The organism is Aestuariivita sp., from assembly GCF_021404545.1.
GTDB lineage: Bacteria > Pseudomonadota > Alphaproteobacteria > Rhodobacterales > Rhodobacteraceae > Aestuariivita.
Window position 1 is genome coordinate 1 of sequence record NZ_JAAWWD010000064.1, and the last position, 22,881, is coordinate 22,881.

Below are 22,881 nucleotides of genomic sequence, written 5' to 3' on the forward strand. Positions count from 1 at the left end.
GGGGGGCTGGCCCCCCAACGCAAATGGCGTGCCGACCCGAACCAATGCCGGACCGGCCTACCCCCGCATCACTTCGCCCAGCCGTGCCACATAGCGCGCCAGCGTATCGATCTCCAGATTGACCCGGTCGCCAACGGCCGCATCGCCCCAGGTCGTCACCTCTTTGGTGTGCGGAATGAAGTTGATGCCAAAGATCGCGCCCTGCACTTCATTCACCGTCAGAGACGTCCCGTTCAACGCAACCGATCCCTTGGGCGCGATGAACTTGGCCAGATCCTCGGGCGCGCGCAGCTGCACCCGGGTGCTGTCGCCCTCATCGACAACCGACAGTACCTCGGCCACTCCGTCGATATGGCCCGACACAATGTGCCCGCCCAGCTCATCGCCCACGCGCAATGCCCGCTCCAGGTTCACACGGTGGCCCACCGTCCAGCGATCGAGATTGGTCTTGGACACCGTCTCGGCGCTGATCTGCACGTCATACCAGTCCGGGCCCAGCGCGATCACGGTCAGACAGACCCCGTCAGACGCGATGGAGGCCCCGATATCAATCCCATCGGTGTCATACCCGGTGGTGATCCGTGCGCGCAGATCGCCCGCCTGCTCCAGCTCCGCGATGGTGCCGATATCGGTGATGATCCCTGTAAACATGTGCGGCCTCCCCGGGGTTTTTGCGCCCTTTCACCTAGAGGCACACCTCGCCTACGGCAAGGCCCAACATCTTGCGCAACGGTCACGCGATTGCCATAGTTTAGCCGAACTTGCGGCTTAAGAGGTCACCCATGCCATTCCGGCACGTTACCAGGACCATGACCCAAGCATCGCAAGGCACCCGTGTATTTCTGTTTCTGCAAGGACCGCATGGCCCGTTTTTCAACAAGCTAGGGCGCATGCTGCGCGCTGCGGGTGCGGATGTCTGGCGCGTCGGCTTTAACGCGGGCGACCGGGCCTTCTGGTTTCATCCGTCGACCTATATCCCGTTTCGCGGCACGGTCGAGGACTGGCCAAAGACCTTTGCCGGTCTGATCGAGGCCAAGGGCGTCACCGATATCGTGCTTTATGGCGACACCCGACCCATCCACGCCGAAGCGGTCAAGGCCGCGCGGGCGCGCGGGCTGATGATCCATGTCTTCGAAGAAGGGTACATGCGGCCCTATTGGGTCACCTATGAGCGTGGCGGAACGAATGGCAATTCACGCCTGATGGATCTGTCGATCGAGGATATGCAAAAGGCGCTGGCCCTGTCGGATATGGAGGCGCCGCTGCCCCCTGCCCATTGGGGCGACATGCGCCAGCACATATTCTATGGCGCGCTTTATCATTGGTTCGTAATGTTCCGGAACGGCCAGTATCGCAATTTCCGGCCTCACCGATCCTTGACCGTGACCAAGGAATTCCAACTCTATCTCAAACGTCTGCTGCTGATGCCGTTTCAGGCCATCGACAGGCGACTTGCCACCGCACGGATTGTACTGGGCGGGTTTCCCTACCATCTGGCGCTCTTGCAGTTGGAACATGACAGCTCGTTCCAGATGCATTCGCCCTTCTCGACGATGACAGAGTTCCTGGCCGAGATCGTGGAGGGGTTCGCGGCAGGCGCCCCGCGCCATCACCATCTGGTGATCAAGGCGCATCCGCTGGAGGATGGCCGCGTCAACGTGCGGCGGGCGCTGCGCAAACTGGCGCGCGACCACGGGATCTCGAAACGGGTGCATTATGTGCGCGGCGGCAAGCTGGCACAGCTTCTGACCGATGCGCGCAGCGCGGTCACCGTGAACTCCACGGCCGCGCAGCAGGTGCTGTGGCGGGGCATCCCGCTCAAGGTCTTTGGCCGTGCGGTCTATGACAAGCCCGAATTTGTCTCAAAGCAGCCGCTGCGCGAATTCTTTGCCGGGGCCGCGCGCCCAGATGGCCGGGCCTATAAGGACTATCGCCGGTTTCTGCTCGAAACCAGCCAGGTTCCGGGCGGGTATTACTCTGCCAGCGCACGCAGACAGCTCCTGCGTCAGGTGGTCGATATGATGCTCTCGCCCGAAGATCCCTATGACGCCTTCAAGTCCGGCACCGCTGCGCCACGGCAACAGTTGCGTCTGGTGACCCAGTAACCACAAGGTCTAGGGCCAGACCGCGCCAGCGCGGCGCACAGGCAACAGTTCGGGGCGCAGGCCAAATCCCTTCACATACGGGGACTGGATTTTTGTGCGGGATTCCGATACGTTACAAAAAAAAACTTGAGGCAGAAACATAGGTCGAGGAGACCGAGCAGTGTATCCCAAACAAAAACGATGGGTGAAAACCGTCGTGCTGACCGCCGCTGTACTGGCCCTGTCGGCATGTTCGCTGTTGCCCAATGCCGGCCCCAATAAACGCCAGATCTTTTCCGGATCGGTCCAACGCGAAGGCGATGCCTTTATCGTCTCGGTCAACGACCGGGTCACACGCGCCACCGCCGTGATCCCCGCACTGGGCTTTTCGGAAGGGTTCAAGAACGCCTCGCCGCTCACCTCCGACACGATCCGGCCAGGCGACACGCTGGGCCTGACGATCTGGGAAAACGTCGATGACGGCCTGCTGGCCAGTGAAGGCGCCAACGCCACAGCGTTGGAAGAGGTGCAGGTCGACAGCGCGGGCTTCATCTTTGTGCCCTACGCTGGACGTCTGCGCGCGGCTGGTAACACGCCCGAGGCACTGCGCGGCATCATCACCCGTCAGCTCGAAGAACAAACCCCAGATCCTCAGGTACAGGTGCGCCGCCTCGCCGGGGACGGCTCCACCGTGACCATCATCGGCGCGGGCGGTCAGGGCGTCTTTGCGATCGAACGGCCGACCCGGACCCTGTCGTCGATGCTGGCCAGTGCTGGCGGCATCGTAACCGAGCCTGAAATCACCCGCCTCACTGTGACGCGGGGCGGTCAGCAGGGCACGATCTGGTTCAACGATCTGGTCGAGCATCCGGAACTCGACATCGCGCTACGCGGCGGCGACCGTATCTTTGTCGAAGAGGACACCCGCTCTTTCACCGCGCTGGGGGCCACCGCATCGCAGGCGCGCGTACCGTTTGTCAGCCAGAACCTTTCCGCCCTGGAAGGGATCGCCCAGGTTGGCGGTCTGTTGACCTTTGCCGCCGATCCAACCGGTGTCTTTGTCCTGCGGAACGAAGCGCCCGAGATCGCCGCCCAGGTGTTGGGCCGGGACGATCTGATCGGGCCGCAGCGAATGGTCTATGTGCTGGATCTGACCGAGCCTAACGGTCTTTTCATGGCACGCGACTTCGTGATCCGCGACGGTGACACCCTTTATGTGACCGAAGCCCCGTTTACCCAGTGGAACAAGACAATCTCGTCGCTCACGGGGGGTCTGACCACCGTCAGCTCGCTGACAACCCTGTCCGAGTAACATGGCCCGCATGTCGGGTATGCCTGCCGCCGGTGAGACCTCTCCCCGGCGGCTTTTCGTCTATAATGGCGGGTTTCTCACCCAATGGCGGCTCCGCCGTATCCTGACGCTGGCGGGCTACCGGATCGGTTTGGGCTTGCCTGGCGCGAACGATATGGTCGGTGTCTGGGGCAACAGCCCGACCGCCCATCGCGGTCTTGGCGTGGCCGCGCGGCGCAAGGTGCCAGTTCTGCGGGTCGAGGATGCGTTCTTACGCTCCATCCATCCCGGACGCGCGGGCGCGCCGCCCATCGGTCTGCATCTGGATCGAAACGGCGTGCATTTCGACGCCAGCCAGCGCTCGGATCTGGAACAGATGCTCGCCACGGCCCCCCTGGACGACACCGCCCTCTTGAACCGCGCACGCCATGCGATCGTCCGGCTGAAAGAAGCGCATCTGTCGAAATACAATGCCCATGATCCGCGCCTGCCGCCGCCCGATCCCGGCTATGTGCTGGTCATCGATCAGACCCGCGGCGATGCTTCGGTCACCGCCAGCGGCGCAGATCGCGCGGCGTTCCTGGAAATGCTCGCCTTCGCGCAGGAGGAAAACCCCGGCGCGCGCGTCCTGATCAAAGCGCATCCCGAAACAACCAGCGGCTATCGCGCAGGATATTTCGGGCCCGAGGATGAGAACGACCGCATTGCGCTTTACACCGATCCCGCAAGCCCGTGGTCGCTGTTCGAAGGGGCGGTGGGTGTTTACACCATGTCCTCGCAAATGGGTTTCGAGGCGATCCTGGCCGGTCACAAGCCCCGCGTCTTCGGCACGCCGTTCTATGCGGGATGGGGACTGACGGTCGATCACGCCGACCTGCCCCACCGCACGCGCAGTCTGACCCGAGCGCAGCTATTTGCCGCCGCGATGATCCTCTATCCGGTGTGGTACGATCCCTTTCGCGACCGGCTCTGCACGCTAGAGCGGGTTCTGGACATGATGGAGGCGCAGGTGAGCGCCTTTCGCGCCGACCGCGACGGCTGGGTTGCCAGCGGAATACGGCTGTGGAAGCGCAAACCGTTCCAGCGGGTCTTCGGTCAGGAAAAACGTATGATCTTCACCGATGATGCCGACCGGGCCCGCTCTATGGGCCGTGCCTGGATGATCTGGGCGGGCAAGGCCGGAGCCGAACACGCAGGTGCGGTGCGGATCGAGGATGGGCTGTTACGCTCACGCGGGCTGGGCGCCGAACTGGTCCCGCCGCTGTCCCTGGTCACCGATGATCTGGGCATCTACTACGATCCGACCCGGCCCAGCCGTTTGGAGCACTGGATCGCCCGGCGCGAGACCCTGCGCCCCGATCAGGCCCTGAGGGCCGAGCGGTTGATCGAGGCGCTGACCGTCAAGGGGCTCAGCAAATACAACCTCGGCGGCGCACTCCCCGACCTGCCCCGGGGGCATCGCATCCTGGTGCCGGGCCAGGTGGAGGACGACGCCTCGATCCTGACCGGTGCGGGCGCGGTGCGCACCAACCGCGCACTGCTCAAGGCCGCGCGCGCCGCCAACCCCGAGGCGGTGCTGATCTACAAGCCGCACCCGGATGTGGAGGCGGGTCTGCGCAAGGGCGCCATCGACGCGCAGGATCTGGCCGATTTCACTGCCGAACACGCGGATATGGCGGCGCTCTTGGGTGCCGTGCAAGAGGTCTGGACCATCACCTCCGGCACCGGGTTCGAGGCGCTTTTGAGGGGGCTTTCGGTGACCACTCTGGGCGCGCCCTTCTATGCCGGGTGGGGCCTGACCCGGGATCTGGCAGAGATGCCCGCCCGGCGCGAGGCGCGGCCCGATCTAAACGGGTTGGCGCATGCTGTGCTGATCGATTATCCGCGCTACTTCGACCCGGTGACCGGGCGGGCCTGTCCGGTTGAGGTGGTGGTGGATCGGCTGGCCTCGGGCACCGTTCCACATCCCGGAGCCGTCAATCGAGCGCTTGCGAAGCTGCAAGGGATCTTTGCCACCTACGCCCATCTTTGGCGATAAGCGGTGCGCTCAGCTTTCCTTCCGCTTCCAGCGGTGCAGGATGTCATCCCCCACGGGCTTTACGTCCACCAGATCGAAACGCGGCGCGGACTCAAGCCGATCAAGCCCCATGGCGCCGATCGCGGGCAGACCTTCGGCCCCGATCGCCAACCCGGCCGAGAATCCGATCAGTTCATCCACCAGATCGGCGGCCAATAGCGAGGCCGCCAGCGCGCTGCCTCCCTCGCAAAATACCGAAGTCAGACCGGCACTGCCCAGTTGCTGCACGACATCGCCGGGATCGAGCTGCGCACCAGCCACGGCACATGGGAACAGCCGTGCGCCCAGCCAATCCCAGGCGGTGCGCCTCTCGGCATCCGCATCGCCGCCATGCATCAACCACACTGGGACAGCGCGCGCGCTGCGCGCCAATTGCCCGAGCAGCGGCAGATCCAGCCTGCGGGACACGACGACGCGGACCGGCTGATGGGCGATACCCAGATCGCGCACGGTCAGAGATGGATCATCGGCGCGCGCCGTCCCCGCGCCAACCATCACCGCGTCATGGCGCGCGCGCATCGCATGCACCAGACGCCGCGCGGGCGCACCCGTGATCCACTGGCTTTGCCCAGTCGCGGTGGCGATCCGGCCATCGAAACTGGCGGCGAGTTTCAGGGTCACGCGCGGGCGCCCCAGATCGGTCTTGAGGAAAAACCCCGCGTGATCGGCAGCGGCCTCGTCCACACAGATGCCGGTGGTGACGGCGATCCCGGCGGCACGCAGCATCGCAAAGCCCTGCCCCGCCACGCGCGCATCGCTGTCCTCGATCGGGGCGACGACACGCGCGATGCCCGCCGCGATCAGCGCCTCGGCACAAGGCGGGGTGGCACCGTGATGGGCGCAAGGCTCCAGACTGACATAGACGGTGGCGCCACGCGCGGCCGCACCTGCTTGCGCCAGCGCCTCGGTCTCGGCATGGGGGCGGCCTCCGGGCTGGGTCCAGCCGCGCCCCAGCACGCGGCCCTCGCGCACGATCACGCAGCCGACAGCCGGGTTCGGCCAGACACGCCCCTGCCCCCGCCGCCCCAGCGACAAGGCCAGACGCATCCACCTGATATCGGTGGCGCGGTCCATGCCGGATCAGCTTTCCGGTGGAACCGGTGGGCGCAGCTCCTGGACGAAATCCTCGAAATCATCCGCCGCCTGGAAATTCTTGTAAACGCTGGCAAATCGCACGTAAGCGACGGTGTCGATCCGGGCCAGAGCCTCCATCACGATCTCACCGATTTTTTTGGACGGGATGTCCGTCTCACCCATGCTTTCAAGCCGCCGCACGATGCCCGAGATCATTTGGTCGATGCGTTCGGGCTCGATGGGTCGTTTCTGCATCGAAATCCGGATGGAGCGTTCAAGCTTGTCCCGGTCGAAATCCTCGCGCTTGCCGCTGCTTTTGATCACCACAAGATCGCGCAACTGCACCCGCTCATAAGTGGTGAAGCGCCCGCCGCAGGCCGGACAGAACCGCCGCCTGCGAATGGAGACGTGATCCTCGGCGGGCCGGGAATCTTTCACCTGAGTGTCGATATTTCCGCAAAACGGGCAGCGCATCGGCCTCCCCCTCTCCAGTTTTCCGCCTCTGTTGTGGGACGTGGAGCCCACTTATCCACAACTATAGGGACAACGCTAGGATTTGGGTAGGGGGGAAATGCGGCCCCCAGACATGGTGGGCCACTATCGTGTCAGATGGGCGACAACCTGACGTGTGTGCGGTGCGCGGCGGTGCTCGAAAACAAAGATGCCTTGCCAGGTGCCCAGCAGAGGTGCTCCATCTGCGACCGGGATGGACAGACTGACCGGCATCATTGCGGCCTTGATATGGGCAGGCATATCATCGGGGCCCTCATAGGTGTGGCGCAGATAACCCATTGTTGGGTGATCGGAAGGCGGCACCAACCGGTCGAAGAACGCGGTCAGATCCGTCTGCACCTCTGGATCGGCATTTTCTTGGATCAGCAGCGACGCGCTGGTGTGGCGCACAAAGAGTGTCAGGAGCCCGGGACCGCTCTGCGTCTCGGACACCCAGCGCCGGACCGGATCGGTGAACTCGTACAGGCCGGGTCCGGCGGTATGGATGTCAAAGGAGGTCTGCACCACTCAGGGAAAGAGTTTCCGCTGGTCGCCCAGCCCGCCATAGCAATACTGTTCAGCGAATGCGGCACGCAGGCTGTCGCCAATCGCATCGAGGTTCAATGTCAGGGGTTTGGTCGCGAAATTCGCAGCCTCTGGCGGCGCGTCGAGCGAGAACGTGACAGCGATGCGGTTGGTGCGCGTTTGGGCCGTGTCGCGTCCAGCCACCAGATAGACCGGCTGATTGGCGGCCACGCCAAGGACGCGGCGGGCATAATCACCCGCAGCACACCAGAAATCCGACGCGCCCGCCCCGGCGCGCTGGATCACCTCAAAGCGGGTCTGCGTGATCGGGTTGACCTCAAGGTGGTTTTTGGCGCGAAACGCCCAGGCGCTCGACGGCAACGCAATCACAATCGCAAGGCCGAGTGCGGCGCTCATCGCATAAAAACTCATTGCGTTATCCTTTCATCACGGTCGGCTGACCACGACGCCGCAGAACTCGCGGGCCACGGCCACGCTCAGGTTATCGCCCGGCACCTTCACCGTCAGCACCAATTGCGGCGTGAGCGGTGTGATGCCTGCGGCCCGGGGGTCCAAGGTGAAGCGCACTGCGGTGCGCCCCGGCTCGGTCACGCTCGGCTGGCGCCCGCTGACCAGGTAGACCCGGGTGTTGGTCGGCACACCCAAGGAAAACGCATAATCGCCGGCCGCACACCAGAACTGGCGTGCCCCCGAAATACCGGGCCGCCCGACAACCTCGTAAACGCCGCCGCCGATATCGGCCACGTTCAGCCGGTTTTCGGCAGTGAACGCCTGCGCGCTGAACGGAAGGGTGGCAATCAGGGCAGCAATGGCGAAGGCGCGGCGCATGGGAATAGCTCCTTTTTGAGTTGGATTTTTTTGACTATGTGACGCGTGGCAGGCTGGGGGCCAGTATCGCTCACGCGGGTTTTACCGAAAAGGAGTTTTGTGGTCGCGGCACAGTGGTTGACAGGAGGGGACCCCGCATGGGCTCGGCCCAGCCGATCAGCCTTCCGGGCCATGGCATCACAGCGGGGATGCGCCCTGTGTTTTCAAGCGCGCCTAAAGGTTTCCACCAGCAAGACCGCCTGGGCAAACTCACCACCAACAACGTGATTTTTGACCTGCGGCATCCGCCTCCCGGCCCAGACCCATCTCGGGTTGCGGCGATCATCCGACTGGAGAGAGAGAACAGCCTGTTGGCAAACAGCCCCTTTCTGCCCGCAATTGGCTGAAAGGGAACGTTTCGATAGTGTCATCCGTCAACGACCGGAACCGGCCAAACCAGCCTTACTGGTCCAGGAATGACCGCAGCTTGCGCGACCGCGAGGGATGCTTGAGCTTTCTCAGCGCCTTGGCCTCGATCTGACGGATCCGTTCGCGCGTCACGCTGAATTGCTGGCCCACCTCTTCGAGCGTGTGATCGGTGTTCATCCCGATGCCGAACCGCATGCGCAATACCCGTTCCTCGCGCGGGGTGAGAGAGGCCAGAACCCGCGTCGTGGTTTCCTTGAGGTTTTCCTGAATGGCACTGTCGAGCGGCAGGACGGCGTTCTTGTCTTCGATGAAGTCGCCAAGCTGGCTGTCTTCCTCGTCGCCAATGGGCGTTTCCAGCGAAATCGGCTCCTTGGCGATCTTCATCACCTTGCGCACCTTTTCCAAAGGCATCTGGAGCTTCTCGGCAAGTTCCTCGGGCGTGGGTTCGCGACCGATCTCGTGCAGCATCTGGCGGCCGGTGCGCACCAGCTTGTTGATCGTCTCGATCATATGCACCGGGATACGGATGGTGCGGGCCTGATCGGCGATGGACCGGGTGATCGCCTGCCGAATCCACCACGTCGCATAGGTGGAGAATTTGTAGCCGCGGCGATACTCGAACTTGTCCACCGCCTTCATCAGGCCGATATTGCCTTCCTGAATAAGATCAAGGAATTGCAAGCCGCGGTTGGTGTATTTCTTGGCGATCGAGATCACCAGGCGCAGGTTGGCTTCCACCATTTCCTTTTTGGCCTGGCGCGCTTCTTTCTCGCCCTTCTGGACCTGGTTCACGATGCGGCGGAATTCAGAGATATCCAGGCCGACATACTGGCCCACCTGGGCCATATCGGCGCGCAGTTCTTCGACCTTTTCGGTGGAGCGTTCGATGAACATCTGCCAGCCGCGCCCCGACTTGTCACCCATTTCGGCCAGCCAGTTTGGATCAAGCTCGCGACCGCGATAGGCGTCGATGAATTCCTTGCGGTTGATCCGCGCCTGATCGGCCAGTTTGACCATCGCGCTGTCAATTGACATCACCCGACGGTTGATACCGTAAAGCTGGTCGATCAGCGCCTCGATCCGGTTGTTGTGCAGGTGCAGTCCGTTGACCAGTTCCACGATCTCGGAGCGCAATTTCTGATAGGTCGCCTCATCCTTGACCGAGAAGGTGTCATCTTCGTTCAGCGTGGCGGAGATCCGGCTGTCCTGCATCTCGCTCAACTGCGCGTAATCGCCTGCGATCTGCTCCAGCGTGACCAGCACCTGATCCTTGAGCACGGCTTCCATCGCGGCCAGCGACATGTTGGCCTGATCGTCCTCGTCCTCGTCATCATCCGTGGCAATCGGGTTGCCATCGGCATCAAGCTCGGGCGTGCTTTCGGTCTCTTCCTTCTTGGGTGCCACCTGGGTGGCATCGACAAGCGGCTCTTCGACCTCGCCATCCTCGCCCAACTGGCCCGAGAACGTGGTTTCCAGATCAATCACATCGCGCAGAAGGATCTCTTCGCTCAGAAGTTCTTCGCGCCAGATGGTGATCGCCTGAAAGGTCAGCGGGCTTTCACACAAGCCCGCGATCATCGTGTTGCGCCCGGCCTCGATCCGCTTGGCGATGGCAATCTCGCCCTCGCGGCTCAACAGCTCGACCGACCCCATTTCGCGCAGATACATGCGCACCGGATCGTCGGTGCGGTCCAGTTTCTCCTGACCCGTGGAGCCCAGCGTCAGATCGCGCGCGGTCTCGGTCGTGGCCACCTCGGTCGAGCCTCTTTGCTCTTCCTCCTCGGCCTCTTCATCCTCGATGATGTTGATGCCCATTTCGCTGAGCATCGACATGACATCTTCGATCTGTTCGGAATTCACCTGATCGGGCGGCAGCACCTGATTGAGTTGATCATAGGTGATATACCCCTTTTCGCGCGCCTCGCCGATCATCTTCTTGACGGCGGCTTGGCTCATGTCAAAGGAGTGTTCCGCATCCTGATCATCGGATTTGCGGTCTTCATTCGTGTCTTTGGCGGCCATTAAATGCTCCCGAAGGCTACGGAGTGATTCGACATGAACCGAATCAATAGCGCGTTTCTGTGATTCGTCACCCCGTTTACCCTGTTTTTCTTTAGCTTTCCTTTACCAAATCGACTCAGCGCTCCGGTTTGGAAAACCTGATCTTGTCCAAAAGCGCGTCGAACGCCTGGCGTTCATCCCGGTTGATTCGCGCGCCGTTCTGTCCCGTGTCATACGCGGCCTTGTCTTCCTGCTGACTGCGCATCGCGCGATTTCGCGCTTCGGCCGCCTGACCCAGCCGCCAGGTCACCGCCTCATCGGCGGCGCCGTCAAGATCTTCGGTCGCCTCGGCAACCTCGGCCATCACCCCGCGATAGGCGTCCAGTTTGGCAAGCTCCTCGGCGACCGTCATCTGGGCGAGGTCCACGTTGCCGGGCTGACGCACGCAGGGCGTTATCGCGACATGGCGAAGGGCGTGCAGATTTTCAAGGGCCTGCGCGCCCAATTGCGCTTCGATTTGGTCCCCAAGCACGTCAGGTGTGTCAATCGCGACACGCAAAATCAGATCGCGCAGGATCGCATGGTCGGGATCGGCGCAGCGCAGCCCCTCGATCCCGCTCTCGAACTCGGCAGCGACCTGGGGCGTGGCGATGATGGCGGCCAGGATCACGGCCTCGCGCAGGCGCTCCTCGGCACCCTCGCCCGCCGCCACCAGCATAGAGGATTTGGTGTCGGCCCGAGGGGTGGCCAGTGCCTGGCGTCCAGGTTGCCAGGGCTTGCGGGCGCCGCCGCCGCGCGCGGGTCGGAACAGCTGCCAGCGCAGATCCTTGATCTCGGCGCCGTAATGCTGGCGGATCGACGGATCGCGGATCAGCTTGATCTTGTCGCGCAGCGCCTTGTCCAGCGCCGCCTTGCGCTCGGGGCTGTCAAAGCTCTTGCCCTCGGTCTCGCGCTGCCACAGCAGCCGCACCATAGGCATCGCCTGATCCAGTACCGCCTGCACGGCCTGCGGTCCTTTGGCGCGGAGCAGATCGTCAGGGTCCTGCCCTTCGGGCATGATGGCAAAGCGCAGGGATTGGCCCGCCTCCAAGAGCGGCAGCGCCAGATCGATCAGCCGCATCGCCGCGCGCAGGCCCGCCGTATCGCCATCCAGCGCGATGATCGGCTCGGGCGCGATGCGCCATAGCAATTGCAGCTGCGGTTCCGTCACCGCAGTACCCAGCGGCGCCACCGAGGCGCCAAAGCCCGCCTCCGCCAGCGCGATGACATCCATATACCCTTCGGCCACGATCAAGGGCTGGCCCTTGCCCGCAGCCGTGCGCGCGGGCCCGTGGTTGTAAAGGCTGCGGCCCTTGTCGAAAAGCTCTGTCTCAGGGGAATTCAGGTATTTGGCATTGTCGCTGGGGTCCATCGCGCGCCCGCCAAAGGCGATGGCGCGCCCGCGCGCGTCGCGGATCGGGAACATGATCCGGTTGCGAAACGTGTCATAGGGTTTCTTGCCCTTGGTGGAGGCTTTGGCGAGCCCCGCGCCAAGGATCAGATCCTCCTCCACGCCCTTGCCGCGCAGATGATCCCAGAGCGCCTGCCAGCCATCCGGAGCAAAGCCGATCTCCCAACGCTCAAGCACAGCGTCGCTCAGGCCACGGCGGGTCAGATAATCGCGTGCGTCGGACGCCGCCCCGGTGCGCAGTTGCAGGCGAAAAAACTGCACGGCCTGCTCCATCACATCGGCCAATTGCGTGCGCCGGTCGGCCTTTTGCTGGGCTTGCGGGTCGCGGGCGGGCATCGGCATCCCGGCCTCACGTGCCAGAATCTCGACCGCCTCCATAAAGCTAACGTTTTCGGTGTCCTTGACAAAGCCGATCGCATCGCCTTTCGCGTGGCAGCCAAAGCAGTAATAGAACCCCTTGCGGTCATCGACATGAAAAGACGCGGTTTTTTCCTGGTGAAAGGGGCACGGCGCCCACATGTCGCCCTTGCCCTGATTGGACTTGCGCGCATCCCACATCACCTTGCGCCCCACCACCTGGGTCAGGCTGGTGCGGCTGCGCAATTCGTCCAAGAATCCGGGTGGCAAGCTCATCCCCACCAACCTAGCAGGATTAGTCGCCGGGCAAAACCGACGACAGGTCTGTTGTCAGACAGGTCTGCTTCCAGAACGCCGCCAGATCCTGATCCAGCGCGGCTTCGGGCTGCATATAGACGTAATTGGTCAAAAGCGGGATCACCTGCTCGGTGTAACTGGCGCCCAGCTCGGCATGCGCTCGGTTCAGCTTGCGGGTCGCACGCCGCTCGGTATCGCCATCCACACGCAGCGCTTGCGCCTCGGCCACGATACCTGCGGTAATCTCGCAGGCTTCGGGGGCAATTTCATCGGCCTGCACCGCCAAGGGTATCAGGGTCAGGGCCAAAACAGTCAGGGTGAGCCGCATCGGATCCTCCGGAATCACGTGTTACACGCGGCGCACATTACCCCCGTGCAGCGACACCTTCCATGGCGGTTTCGAGATCGTGAACGAGTGTGGCGGACATCGACCGAAACACCATGATCTGAAACGCGCGCTCTCCGACCCGGGTGATCGAGGCCGTCATATGCATCAGCTGCGTGCGTGCCGTGTGTCCGCGTTTAAAGCTCTGGGGTCTCAGATCAATCGGCACCAGCCGCGCGAGCACCTCTTCGACCCCTTCCCCGTCAAGGCGCACAACCGACCAAGCATCGGATTGATCGGTGAGCGCGGCAAATCTGCCCAGCGCCACATCCGGTTCCGGCCCGATCAGCACCGCCTGCCCGCGGGAAAACCAGACCGCGCGTGCCCCTTCTTTGCCGGTGGCCCGGTTGGGGGCCGGAAACGCCATGCCATGCGCGGTCTTGAGCGCCTCGGACAAGGCCCCTTCCCGCCCCTTGAACGGCGCCACCGAGGTGATCGACGTCATCTCGACCTCCGTCAGGCTGATCCCGTCCATAGTCTTGGGCAACAGCCCGTCACAGGGGCTCTTGGCAATCAAATCAACCACGGACGCGCCCTCCTTCTGGGTCAAAAAAGACCGGGTTCACAACTTCGCAGAGCGCTTCGATCCCCCGCACGTGATCGACCATTTTCACAGTCTCACCATACCGGTCCGGCCCGTTCTTCAGAAAGCCCAGCGCCAGCATGCTGCCCAGGCTCGGCGAAAAGCCCACCGAAGTGATATAGCCCTGATCGTTAAGGCGCACCGGGTCGGCCCCTTGGGCAAAAAGATGCGCGCCCGTGGTCAGCTGTTTCGTCGCACCGGCGGGTTTCAGCCCCACCAGCCGTTCGCGCTCGGGGTCCATCAGACCGGGCCGCGCGGCCATGACCTTGCCGATGCAGTCTTTCTTGGCCGACACCATCCGCTCCATCCCGATATCAAAGGCAGTCACCCGGCCATGGATTTCGGAATGGGTGATGAACCCTTTTTCGATCCGGAGCACATTGAGCGCCTCCATCCCGTAGGCGCCGCCCTCCATCCCTTCGGCCCGGGCCACCAACAACCGGAAGAGGCTGTCGCCATACCGTGCGGGCACCGCGATCTCATAGGCGTGCTCGCCCGAAAAGGAGATCCGAAAGAGCCGCCCCTTGATGCCCGCGACGGAGATCTCGCCACAGGCCATGAACGGCCAGGTCGCATCGTCGAGCGGCAGATCCAGCAGGTTGTTCAACAGCGCGCGTGATTTCGGACCTGCCACGGCGAACTGCGCCCATTGCTCGGTCACTGACGTGAACGATACGTCCCATTCGGGGTGCAGGCATTGATGCACGAAATCCAGATGCGCCATCACCTGGCCCGCCGCGGCAGTTGTGGTGGTCATCACATAGTGATGCTCGGCCAGCCGCGCGGTGGTGCCGTCATCCATCACATGGCCATCCTCGCGCAGCATCAGACCATAGCGCACGCGCCCGACCTTCAGTGTCGAGAACATGTTGATATAGACGAAATCCAGAAGCTTGGCCGCATCGGGGCCCTGAATATCGACCTTTCCCAGGGTCGAGACATCGCAAATCCCCACCGCATTACGGACATAACCCACCTCCCGGTCGCAGGACTGGCGCCATGTGTCCTCTCCGGGATGTGGGAAATAGCTGGGCCTGTACCAGAGCCCTGCCTCGATCATCGGTGCTTTGCGTTCAACCGTGGCCTTGTGAGAGGTGGTGAAGCGTTCGGGCGCGAACCCCTTGCCCTGTGCCCCCGATCCCATCGCGGCCATCGCAACCGGTGCATAAGGCGGGCGAAAGGTGGTTGTCCCGGTCTCGGGGATCGCGCGACCGGTGGCATCGGCCAGCACGGCCAGCGCGGCAACATTGGAATTCTTGCCCTGATCAGTCGCCATGCCTTGGGTGGTATAGCGCTTCATATGCTCGACCGAGCGGAAGTTCTCCACCGCGGCCTGCCTGACATCCTTGACCGTCACATCGTTCTGAAAATCGAGCCAGGCGCGCCCCTTGCCCGGCACATGCCAGAGCGGCGCTGGACGATACGGATCATCCTCGGCCTCGGGCAGATCCAGCTCGGAGACGCTCTTGCCAAGATCGGCGACGATGCCTCCGGCGGCCTCGGCACCTTCGCGCAGGCAGGCGGCGGTCGACATCGCTCCGTTGCAGGCGCCTGCCACCTCCATGCCCGGAATGGCGTCGGGGCGCGGCACAAAGGCCAGGATATCGTCGCGCCAGGCGGGCCGCCCGTTCATGTGGCAGGTCAAATGCACCGTCGGGTTCCAGCCGCCCGTCATCGCAAGACAATCGGTTGAGATCTTCTCCTCCCGCCCAGCCGTCCGGATGGTGATGCTCTCCAGATGTTTGCCGCCCGCGCTGTCGCACACGACCGCCCCCTTATAGACCGGCACGTCGATGGGCGCATCGGCGTCGGCGCGCGCGTCAACCACGGCGGCCACATGCACGCCCGCGGATTTGAGATCCCGCGCGGTGCGGTAGATATCGTCAGTGTTGCCAAAGACGGACACGGCCCGCCCCGGGCTCACGCCCCAGCGATTGAGATAGGCGCGCACGGCCCCCGCCGTCATGATCCCGGGCCGGTCGTTGTTGGCGAATGCCACCGGACGCTCCAGCGCGCCCGCCGCCAGGATCGCACGCTTGGCGACGATGCGCCAGAACGTCTCCAGCGGGCGATGGCCCGCACGGGGCAAATGATGCCCGACCCGTTCAAGCGCCCCATAGGTGCCCTGATCATAGGCCCCAGTGACGGTGGTCCGGGTCATCAGGCGCACATTGGGCATCCCACCCAGGTCCTCGAGCATGGACGCGACCCACTCAGGGCCGGATGTCCCGCCCACCTCATGGCGTTCGGCCAAAAGCCGCCCGCCCATGCGCGCATCCTCATCGGCCAGAATCACATCGAGACCCGCGCGCGCCGCCGTCTGCGCCGCCATCAAGCCTGCTGGCCCCGCGCCGATCACCAGAAGGTCGCAGAACGCCCAGGCCCGCTCGTACCGATCCTCCACCGGGTCGCCGGACAGCGCGCCCAGACCGGCGGCCCGGCGGATCACCGGCTCATAAAGCTTTTCCCAAAAGGCGCGCGGCCACATGAAGGTCTTGTAGTAAAATCCCGCACCCAGGAACGGCGCCGCCAGATCGTTGACCGACATCACGTCAAAGGCAAGCGACGGCCAGCGGTTCTGCGAGCGGGCCTCCAGCCCCTCATAGATCTCCTGCACCGTGGCGCGCATATTGGGATCCTGAGCGGGCCCCGTGCCCACGGTGACCAGCGCATTGGGCTCCTCACTGCCTGCGGTCAGCACACCGCGCGGGCGGTGATACTTGAACGACCGCCCCATAAGGCGCACATCATTGGCCAAGAGGGCCGAGGCCAGCGTGTCGCCCTCAAAGCCCTCATACCGCACCCCGTCAAAGGTGAACCCCACAGGGGTCGCGCGGTCGATCAGCCCTTTGCCCAGAACTCTCATGCGCGCACCTCGTCGGCTGCCAGTTGGGTCTCCAACACCTCATGGGTCACGGTATTGCGCGTCACCACCACCCAGGCCGAACACCCCGCCGCGTGATGCCACAGATCGCGCGTTACACCCGCCGGGTTGTCGCGCAGATGCACGTAATCGTCCCACGCGGCCTCCGAGGCATCGGGTGAAGGTCGGCGCAAGGCCACATCCGCCCCCCGATACGAGAACTCGCGGCTGTCCCGCTCACCGCAAATCGGACAGGTGATCCTCATGGGCGCTGCTCCATTGCTTCTTCTTGCTTAAAAATACGACATCCCACGGCAGCCACCCTCAATGCAGGTTGTGTTGAGAGCCTGTGCCCTCTTCATCCATCAACCCATAACCGTCCCGGAACCGGTCCAGGCGGAATTTGGTGGCGTTCTCGTGATAGCGCTCCGTCGCCATCAGATGGGCAAAGGCATGGCCCGAGCCGGGCACCGCCTTAAATCCGCCGTAACACCAGCCGCCATTCAGGTAGAGCCCTTCAATCCCGGTCCGGTCGATAATGGGCGAGCCGTCGGGCGTCATGTCCATGATGCCGCCCCAGGACCGCAGCACCCGCGCCTTGCCGATCATCGGCATCAGCGCGATGCCCGCTTCCATCACATGTTCGGCCATGGGCAGGTTGCCGCGCGCCGCGTATGACGCGTAGAAATCCAGATCGCCGCCAAAGACCAGACCGCCCTTGTCAGACTGGCTGATATAGAAGTGCCCCATCCCGAAGGTCACGACGTGGTCGATGCAGGGCTTGAGCCCTTCGGTGACAAAGGCCTGGAGGATATTGCTTTCGATCGGCAGACGCATCCCGGCCATCGCCGCCACCTGACCCGAGCGGCCCGCGACCACGATCCCGACCTTTCTGGCCCGGATCGGCCCGCGTGAGGTTTGCACGCCGGTAACCTTGCCATCCTCGATGTCGATCCCGGTCACCTCGCAATTCTGCAACAGATCCACCCCGCGCCGGTCGGCACCGCGCGCAAATCCCCAGGCCACCGCGTCATGGCGCGCCGTACCGCCGCGGGGATGGTAAAGCCCGCCATAGATCGGAAAGCGCGCATTGTCGTAATCGAGATAAGGCAACATCTTTTTCACGCGCGCGCGGTCCAGAAGCTGTGCATCATCGCCCTGATTGACTATCGCATTCGCACGCCGTGCCGCATAATCGCGCTGCCCATCGGAATGAAAGAGGTTGATAACCCCGCGCTGGGAATGCATCACATTGTAATTGAGATCTTCTTCCAGCCCTTCCCACAATTTCAGGGAATGACTGTAGAACTCGGAATTGCCCGGCATCGTGTAATTGGCCCGCACGATGGTGGTGTTGCGCCCTACATTGCCGCCGCCGATGTAACCCTTTTCCAGCACCGCGATATTGGTCAGGCCGTGCTCCTTGGCCAGGTAATAGGCCGTCGCCAGACCGTGCCCACCACCCCCGATGATCACGATGTCATAGTCGGGTTTCGGCTCGGGATCACGCCAATGCGGGCCCCATCCCTTGTTGCCGGTAAGCCCCTCCTTGAGGACGCGCAGGCCGGAAAAACGCATGATCATCTCCTTGATCCGCCGGGACGATCCTACCCGACCCGGCCACTGCTATCAGGGCAGCCCGGCCCTGCCCAATCGCTTTTTCGACAAAAACATGCTCCGAACCGACGCACCCTGTTGCCGATAGGCCCGGATAGGCACAAGCCTGCGGGCCGGTTGCGCAAACATCGGCGATCTTGCCAGTTGCCCCTGTTTACGACGTGGCGGAAACTTCATAATGATCCGCAGAACCTGCCAAGCCAGAGGGCGCATATGACCGAGTTCCGCAAGATCCTGATCGCCAATCGCGGCGAAATCGCCATCCGCATCATGCGCGCCGCCAATGAGATGGGCAAACGCACCGTGGCCATCTTTGCCGAAGAGGACAAGCTGGGCCTGCATCGGTTCAAGGCGGATGAAGCGTACCGCATCGGCGAGGGGATGGGACCCGTTGCGGCCTATCTGTCGATCGACGAGATGATCCGCGTGGCCAAGCAATGCGGTGCGGATGCCATCCATCCAGGATACGGGCTCTTGTCTGAAAATCCCGATTTCGTGGATGCCTGTACCCAGAACGGCATCACCTTTATCGGACCCAAAGCCGACACCATGCGTGCGCTGGGTGACAAGGCCAGCGCACGCAAAGTCGCGATAGAAGCCGGTGTCCCTGTGATCCCCGCCACCGAGGTGCTGGGTGACGACATGGATGCGATCCGCAAGGAGGCGGGCAAGATCGGTTATCCGCTGATGCTCAAGGCCTCCTGGGGCGGCGGCGGGCGTGGCATGCGCCCGATCCAGGCCGAGGCGGAGTTGGAGGAAAAGGTCCTCGAAGGGCGCCGGGAGGCCGAGGCCGCATTCGGCAATGGCGAAGGCTATCTGGAAAAGATGATCCTGCGCGCGCGCCACGTGGAGGTGCAGATCCTGGGCGACAAACATGGCGGCATGTATCACCTGTTTGAGCGCGACTGCTCGGTCCAGCGGCGCAATCAAAAGGTCGTGGAACGCGCGCCCGCGCCCTACCTCTCTGACCGGCAACGCGCCGAGATTTGCGAGCTCGGCTACAAAATCTGCAAACACGTGAATTACGAATGCGCGGGCACGGTCGAGTTCCTGATGGATATGGAGACAGACCAGTTCTATTTCATCGAGGTGAACCCGCGCGTGCAGGTCGAACATACCGTCACCGAAGAGGTCACGGGCATCGACATCGTGCAGGCCCAGATCCTGATCGCCGAGGGCAAGACCATTGCCGAAGCCACCGGCAAGCCCACCCAGGAGGATGTGGTTCTGACCGGCCACGCGCTGCAAACCCGGATCACCACCGAAGACCCCCAAAACAATTTCATCCCTGATTACGGTCGCATCACCGCATACCGCGAAGCCACGGGCATGGGCATCCGTCTGGATGGCGGCACGGCCTATACCGGCGGGGTGATCACGCGGTATTACGATTCGCTTCTGACCAAGGTCACCGCCAAAGCGCCCACGCCCGAAATGGCGATTGCCCGGATGGACCGCGCCCTGCGTGAATTCCGCATCCGCGGGGTCAGCACCAATATCGCCTTTGTCGAGAACCTGCTGAAACATCCCACCTTTCTGTCGAATGAATACACGACCAAGTTTATCGACGAGACACCGGCCCTCTTTCAGTTCAACAAGCGCCGCGACCGCGGCACAAAGGTGCTGACCTATATCGCCGATATCACGGTGAACGGGCATCCCGAGACCAAGGACCGCCCGCGTCCGTCCGCCGATCTCAAAGATCCAAGACCGCCCGCCTTGCGGGCCGAACCGATGATGGGCACGCGCAACCTGCTGGAACAAAAGGGCCCGCAGGCCGTTGCCGACTGGATGGGCAAACAACGCCAGTTGCTGATCACCGACACCACCATGCGCGACGGGCACCAAAGCCTGCTGGCAACCCGGATGCGTTCGATTGACATGATCCGCGTCGCCCCTGCCTATGCCGCGAACCTGCCGCAGCTCTTCTCGGTCGAATGCTGGGGCGGCGCGACCTTCGATGTGGCCTACCGGTTCTTGCAGGAATGCCCCTGGCAACGTCTGCGCGATCTGCGCGAGGCGATGCCCAACGTGATGACACAGATGCTGCTGCGCGGATCCAACGGCGTCGGCTATACCAATTACCCCGACAATGTGGTGCAGGAATTCGTGCGGGTCGCGGCCACCACCGGCATCGACGTGTTCCGGGTGTTCGACAGCCTCAACTGGGTCGAGAACATGCGCGTCGCGATGGATGCGGTAATCGACCAGAACAAGATCTGCGAAGGCACCGTCTGCTATACCGGCGACATCATGGATCCTGAGAGGTCCAAATACGATCTCAGATACTATGTCGATACGGCAAAGGAGCTGCGTGACGCGGGCGCCCATATCCTGGGCCTCAAGGATATGGCGGGCCTTCTCAAGCCGGCAGCCGCGCGCGTTCTGATCAAAGCCCTGAAGGAAGAGGTCGGCCTGCCCATCCATTTCCACACGCATGATACGGCCGGTGTGGCTTGTGCGACGATCCTTGCGGCCAGTGAGGCAGGTGTGGATGCGGTGGATTGCGCGATGGACGCGCTCTCGGGCAACACCTCGCAGGCGACCTTGGGCACGGTGGTCGAAGCGCTCAAGAACACCGACCGCGACAGCGGGCTGAACACGGGCGCGATCCGCGAAATCTCGGATTACTGGGAGGCCGTGCGCGCCCACTATGCGGCATTCGAGACCGGGCAACAGGCGCCCTCCTCCGAGGTGTACCTGCACGAGATGCCCGGCGGCCAGTTCACCAACCTCAAGGCACAGGCCCGCTCGCTGGGTCTGGAGGAGCGCTGGCATGAGGTCGCCCACACCTATGCCGATGTGAACCGCATGTTCGGCGATATCGTGAAGGTCACCCCATCCTCCAAGGTGGTAGGCGATATGGCCCTGATGATGGTCAGCCAGGGGCTGAGCCGGGCCGAGGTCGAAGACCCCGACACCGATGTCGCCTTCCCCGACAGCGTGGTCGACATGATGCGGGGCAATCTGGGCCAGCCTCCGGGCGGGTTTCCGCAGATGATTCTGCAAAAGGTGCTCAAGGATGAGGCGCCCAACACCGAACGCCCGGGCAAGCATCTGTCGCCGGTCGATCTCGAAGCGACGCGCGCCGATGTCTCGACGCAGATGGGCGGAAAATCCGTGGATGACGAAGATCTCTCGGGCTATCTGATGTATCCCAAGGTGTTTCTCGATTACATGGGTAGGCATCGCCAATACGGGCCTGTCCGCACATTGCCGACCAAGACATTCTTCTATGGCATGCAATCCGGCGAAGAGATCACCGCCGAGATCGACCCCGGAAAGACCCTGGAAATCCGCTGTCAGGCGATTGGCGAGACGGACGAGAACGGAGAGGTCCGCGTGTTCTTTGAGCTAAACGGCCAACCTCGTGTGATCCGGGTGCCAAACCGTCTGGTGAAATCGACCACCGTGGCGCGGCCCAAGGCCGAGGACGGAAACCCCAACCACGTGGGCGCGCCGATGCCTGGCGTGGTGGCGACGGTGGCCGCACAGGCAGGCAAAGAGGTCAAGGAGGGCGATCTTCTGCTCACAATCGAAGCGATGAAGATGGAGACAGGCATCCATGCGGAGCGCGATGCAATCGTCAAGGCACTGCATGTCACGCCAGGCGGTCAGATCGATGCAAAGGATTTGCTCGTCGAGTTCGAATAACCTGCCAGGATGTGCGTCTGCCATCGGCCCGGTCTTGCGCGGGTCATGGGGTGGTGCAGAAACTGTGTCAGTTTCTGGCCAGTTTCTGTGTCAGAAACTGCTCCGGTTGCGGGCACCGACTTTTTTGTCCGCCGACGCATTTTCCTCTTGAAGCAGACCGCCCGGGCCAGTATCTCACAGCTCACCCAAGGACGCGGGCGTAGCTCAGGGGTAGAGCATTACCTTGCCAAGGTAAGGGTCGTGAGTTCGAATCTCATCGCCCGCTCCACTTTCATCCCACAGGATGGGGAATTTACAACAGGGTCGCCATTCGGCGGCCCTGTGTGCGTTTTGAGCCTGGGCACCCAGGAACCGGGTGTCGAGCACAGCCATCCGGTGATCAGACAGTGTCTTCGGCGCCTCACACTCCCGCAGAGGACAGGCGCACGCCCTCAACCAAGCCTGATCAGAACCGGCACCATCTGTATACCGCTTTCTCACCTCACGTGCCGGACCCACCAGATCAAGACCAGCCGCCCACCGTCAGGAAGACGGGCCCTGTCCTGCGGCAGCTAACCCGACCGTTTGCCAGTCCGGTCTTTTAGCCAGACAACGCAAAAGCCTCAGATGGGAGGCTCGTGGCACGCGTTGCAGTGACCCCGAACTGGCACCGACCACGCAGGTTCCCCGATTTGGGCAGACCGGCGGCTCCTGTGAGACGGCCGCCCCCGATAAACAAATGGCATAGCGTCCGAGCGGCCAGAACGCCGACCGGCGCCTGGCTCATGGGCATGGCACCAATCCAGGTCTTGTGAAGCGTCGACCCTCGCTGTCCTGGCATCCAGTCCAGTGCGCCTGAGACAGACACCATCTGCAATATGCCGCACGGCCCCCC

General features: G+C 62.9%; 17 protein-coding genes and 1 tRNA gene. 5 read left to right on the top strand and 13 right to left on the bottom strand.

Annotated features, from left to right (window positions below; translation table 11 throughout):
- Nucleotides 1–57: 57 nt before the first annotated feature.
- Nucleotides 58–651: a riboflavin synthase gene (locus HEP69_RS20580; protein WP_290560390.1), complete on the bottom strand. Its 594-nt coding sequence runs from the start codon at nt 649–651 to the stop codon at nt 58–60.
- Between the two features lie 158 nt (nt 652–809).
- Between HEP69_RS20580 and HEP69_RS20585 the strand changes: the two genes are divergently transcribed.
- From HEP69_RS20585 to HEP69_RS20595, 3 genes are all read left to right on the top strand, one after another.
- Complete coding sequence (locus HEP69_RS20585) at nt 810–2,105, top strand: capsular biosynthesis protein (RefSeq protein WP_290560391.1); 1,296 nt, start codon at nt 810–812, stop codon at nt 2,103–2,105.
- A gap of 160 nt (nt 2,106–2,265) precedes the next feature.
- Nucleotides 2,266–3,396: a polysaccharide biosynthesis/export family protein gene (locus HEP69_RS20590; protein WP_290560392.1), complete on the top strand. Its 1,131-nt coding sequence runs from the start codon at nt 2,266–2,268 to the stop codon at nt 3,394–3,396.
- Nucleotide 3,397: 1 nt separating this feature from the next.
- On the top strand, nt 3,398–5,413 hold the full coding sequence (locus HEP69_RS20595; RefSeq protein ID WP_290560393.1) for a capsular polysaccharide biosynthesis protein: 2,016 nt from the start codon (nt 3,398–3,400) through the stop codon (nt 5,411–5,413).
- Between the two features lie 9 nt (nt 5,414–5,422).
- Here the strand turns inward: HEP69_RS20595 and ribD are convergent, their stop codons facing one another.
- The 12 genes from ribD to HEP69_RS20655 form a co-directional block, all read right to left on the bottom strand.
- Nucleotides 5,423–6,526 (bottom strand): bifunctional diaminohydroxyphosphoribosylaminopyrimidine deaminase/5-amino-6-(5-phosphoribosylamino)uracil reductase RibD, encoded by a 1,104-nt coding sequence (ribD, locus tag HEP69_RS20600; protein WP_290560394.1) that lies wholly within the window; start codon nt 6,524–6,526, stop codon nt 5,423–5,425.
- A gap of 6 nt (nt 6,527–6,532) precedes the next feature.
- A complete protein-coding gene (gene nrdR, locus HEP69_RS20605; protein WP_290560395.1) occupies nt 6,533–7,000 on the bottom strand; it encodes a transcriptional regulator NrdR in 468 nt (155 codons plus the stop codon).
- A 123-nt stretch (nt 7,001–7,123) separates the two neighbouring features.
- A complete protein-coding gene (locus HEP69_RS20610; protein WP_290560474.1) occupies nt 7,124–7,543 on the bottom strand; it encodes a secondary thiamine-phosphate synthase enzyme YjbQ in 420 nt (139 codons plus the stop codon).
- Between the two features lie 3 nt (nt 7,544–7,546).
- Complete coding sequence (locus HEP69_RS20615) at nt 7,547–7,975, bottom strand: hypothetical protein (protein ID WP_290560396.1); 429 nt, start codon at nt 7,973–7,975, stop codon at nt 7,547–7,549.
- 15 nt (nt 7,976–7,990) lie between these two features.
- Nucleotides 7,991–8,392 carry a hypothetical protein gene (locus HEP69_RS20620; protein WP_290560397.1) on the bottom strand — a complete coding sequence of 134 codons (402 nt, stop codon included), beginning with the start codon at nt 8,390–8,392 and terminating at the stop codon, nt 7,991–7,993.
- Nucleotides 8,393–8,833: 441 nt separating this feature from the next.
- Entirely contained in the window at nt 8,834–10,822 is a 1,989-nt protein-coding gene (gene rpoD, locus HEP69_RS20625) for an RNA polymerase sigma factor RpoD (RefSeq protein WP_290560398.1), read from the bottom strand.
- Between the two features lie 115 nt (nt 10,823–10,937).
- Nucleotides 10,938–12,884 carry a DNA primase gene (gene dnaG, locus HEP69_RS20630; protein WP_290560399.1) on the bottom strand — a complete coding sequence of 649 codons (1,947 nt, stop codon included), beginning with the start codon at nt 12,882–12,884 and terminating at the stop codon, nt 10,938–10,940.
- 19 nt (nt 12,885–12,903) lie between these two features.
- Nucleotides 12,904–13,233 (bottom strand): hypothetical protein, encoded by a 330-nt coding sequence (locus HEP69_RS20635; protein WP_290560400.1) that lies wholly within the window; start codon nt 13,231–13,233, stop codon nt 12,904–12,906.
- A 37-nt stretch (nt 13,234–13,270) separates the two neighbouring features.
- Nucleotides 13,271–13,816 carry a sarcosine oxidase subunit gamma gene (locus tag HEP69_RS20640; protein WP_290560401.1) on the bottom strand — a complete coding sequence of 182 codons (546 nt, stop codon included), beginning with the start codon at nt 13,814–13,816 and terminating at the stop codon, nt 13,271–13,273.
- A complete protein-coding gene (locus tag HEP69_RS20645; protein WP_290560402.1) occupies nt 13,809–16,739 on the bottom strand; it encodes a sarcosine oxidase subunit alpha family protein in 2,931 nt (976 codons plus the stop codon). Before HEP69_RS20645 ends, HEP69_RS20640 begins: the two co-directional genes overlap by 8 nt.
- Nucleotides 16,736–17,002 (bottom strand): sarcosine oxidase subunit delta, encoded by a 267-nt coding sequence (locus tag HEP69_RS20650; protein WP_290560403.1) that lies wholly within the window; start codon nt 17,000–17,002, stop codon nt 16,736–16,738. The genes HEP69_RS20645 and HEP69_RS20650 overlap by 4 nt, the downstream gene beginning before the upstream one ends.
- A 58-nt stretch (nt 17,003–17,060) precedes the next feature.
- Entirely contained in the window at nt 17,061–18,314 is a 1,254-nt protein-coding gene (locus tag HEP69_RS20655) for a sarcosine oxidase subunit beta family protein (RefSeq protein ID WP_290560404.1), read from the bottom strand.
- Nucleotides 18,315–18,566: 252 nt separating this feature from the next.
- Here HEP69_RS20655 and HEP69_RS20660 point away from each other — a divergent pair, with 252 nt between their 5' ends.
- Entirely contained in the window at nt 18,567–22,007 is a 3,441-nt protein-coding gene (locus HEP69_RS20660) for a pyruvate carboxylase (protein ID WP_290560405.1), read from the top strand.
- A 193-nt stretch (nt 22,008–22,200) separates the two neighbouring features.
- A tRNA-Gly gene (locus HEP69_RS20665) sits at nt 22,201–22,275 on the top strand.
- The last annotated feature ends 606 nt before the right edge of the window (nt 22,276–22,881 follow it).

What these genes read in the sequence shown, in the direction of transcription:
- HEP69_RS20580 (WP_290560390.1), bottom strand. Translation starts at nt 651, where the DNA reads ATGTTTACAGGGATCATCACCGATATCGGCACCATCGCGGAGCTGGAG.
- HEP69_RS20585 (WP_290560391.1), top strand. Translation starts at nt 810, where the DNA reads ATGACCCAAGCATCGCAAGGCACCCGTGTATTTCTGTTTCTGCAAGGA.
- HEP69_RS20595 (WP_290560393.1), top strand. Translation starts at nt 3,398, where the DNA reads ATGGCCCGCATGTCGGGTATGCCTGCCGCCGGTGAGACCTCTCCCCGG.
- ribD (WP_290560394.1), bottom strand. Translation starts at nt 6,526, where the DNA reads ATGGACCGCGCCACCGATATCAGGTGGATGCGTCTGGCCTTGTCGCTG.
- nrdR (WP_290560395.1), bottom strand. Translation starts at nt 7,000, where the DNA reads ATGCGCTGCCCGTTTTGCGGAAATATCGACACTCAGGTGAAAGATTCC.
- HEP69_RS20615 (WP_290560396.1), bottom strand. Translation starts at nt 7,975, where the DNA reads ATGAGTTTTTATGCGATGAGCGCCGCACTCGGCCTTGCGATTGTGATT.
- HEP69_RS20620 (WP_290560397.1), bottom strand. Translation starts at nt 8,392, where the DNA reads ATGCGCCGCGCCTTCGCCATTGCTGCCCTGATTGCCACCCTTCCGTTC.
- rpoD (WP_290560398.1), bottom strand. Translation starts at nt 10,822, where the DNA reads ATGGCCGCCAAAGACACGAATGAAGACCGCAAATCCGATGATCAGGAT.
- dnaG (WP_290560399.1), bottom strand. Translation starts at nt 12,884, where the DNA reads ATGAGCTTGCCACCCGGATTCTTGGACGAATTGCGCAGCCGCACCAGC.
- HEP69_RS20635 (WP_290560400.1), bottom strand. Translation starts at nt 13,233, where the DNA reads ATGCGGCTCACCCTGACTGTTTTGGCCCTGACCCTGATACCCTTGGCG.
- HEP69_RS20645 (WP_290560402.1), bottom strand. Translation starts at nt 16,739, where the DNA reads ATGAGAGTTCTGGGCAAAGGGCTGATCGACCGCGCGACCCCTGTGGGG.
- HEP69_RS20650 (WP_290560403.1), bottom strand. Translation starts at nt 17,002, where the DNA reads ATGAGGATCACCTGTCCGATTTGCGGTGAGCGGGACAGCCGCGAGTTC.
- HEP69_RS20655 (WP_290560404.1), bottom strand. Translation starts at nt 18,314, where the DNA reads ATGCGTTTTTCCGGCCTGCGCGTCCTCAAGGAGGGGCTTACCGGCAAC.
- HEP69_RS20660 (WP_290560405.1), top strand. Translation starts at nt 18,567, where the DNA reads ATGACCGAGTTCCGCAAGATCCTGATCGCCAATCGCGGCGAAATCGCC.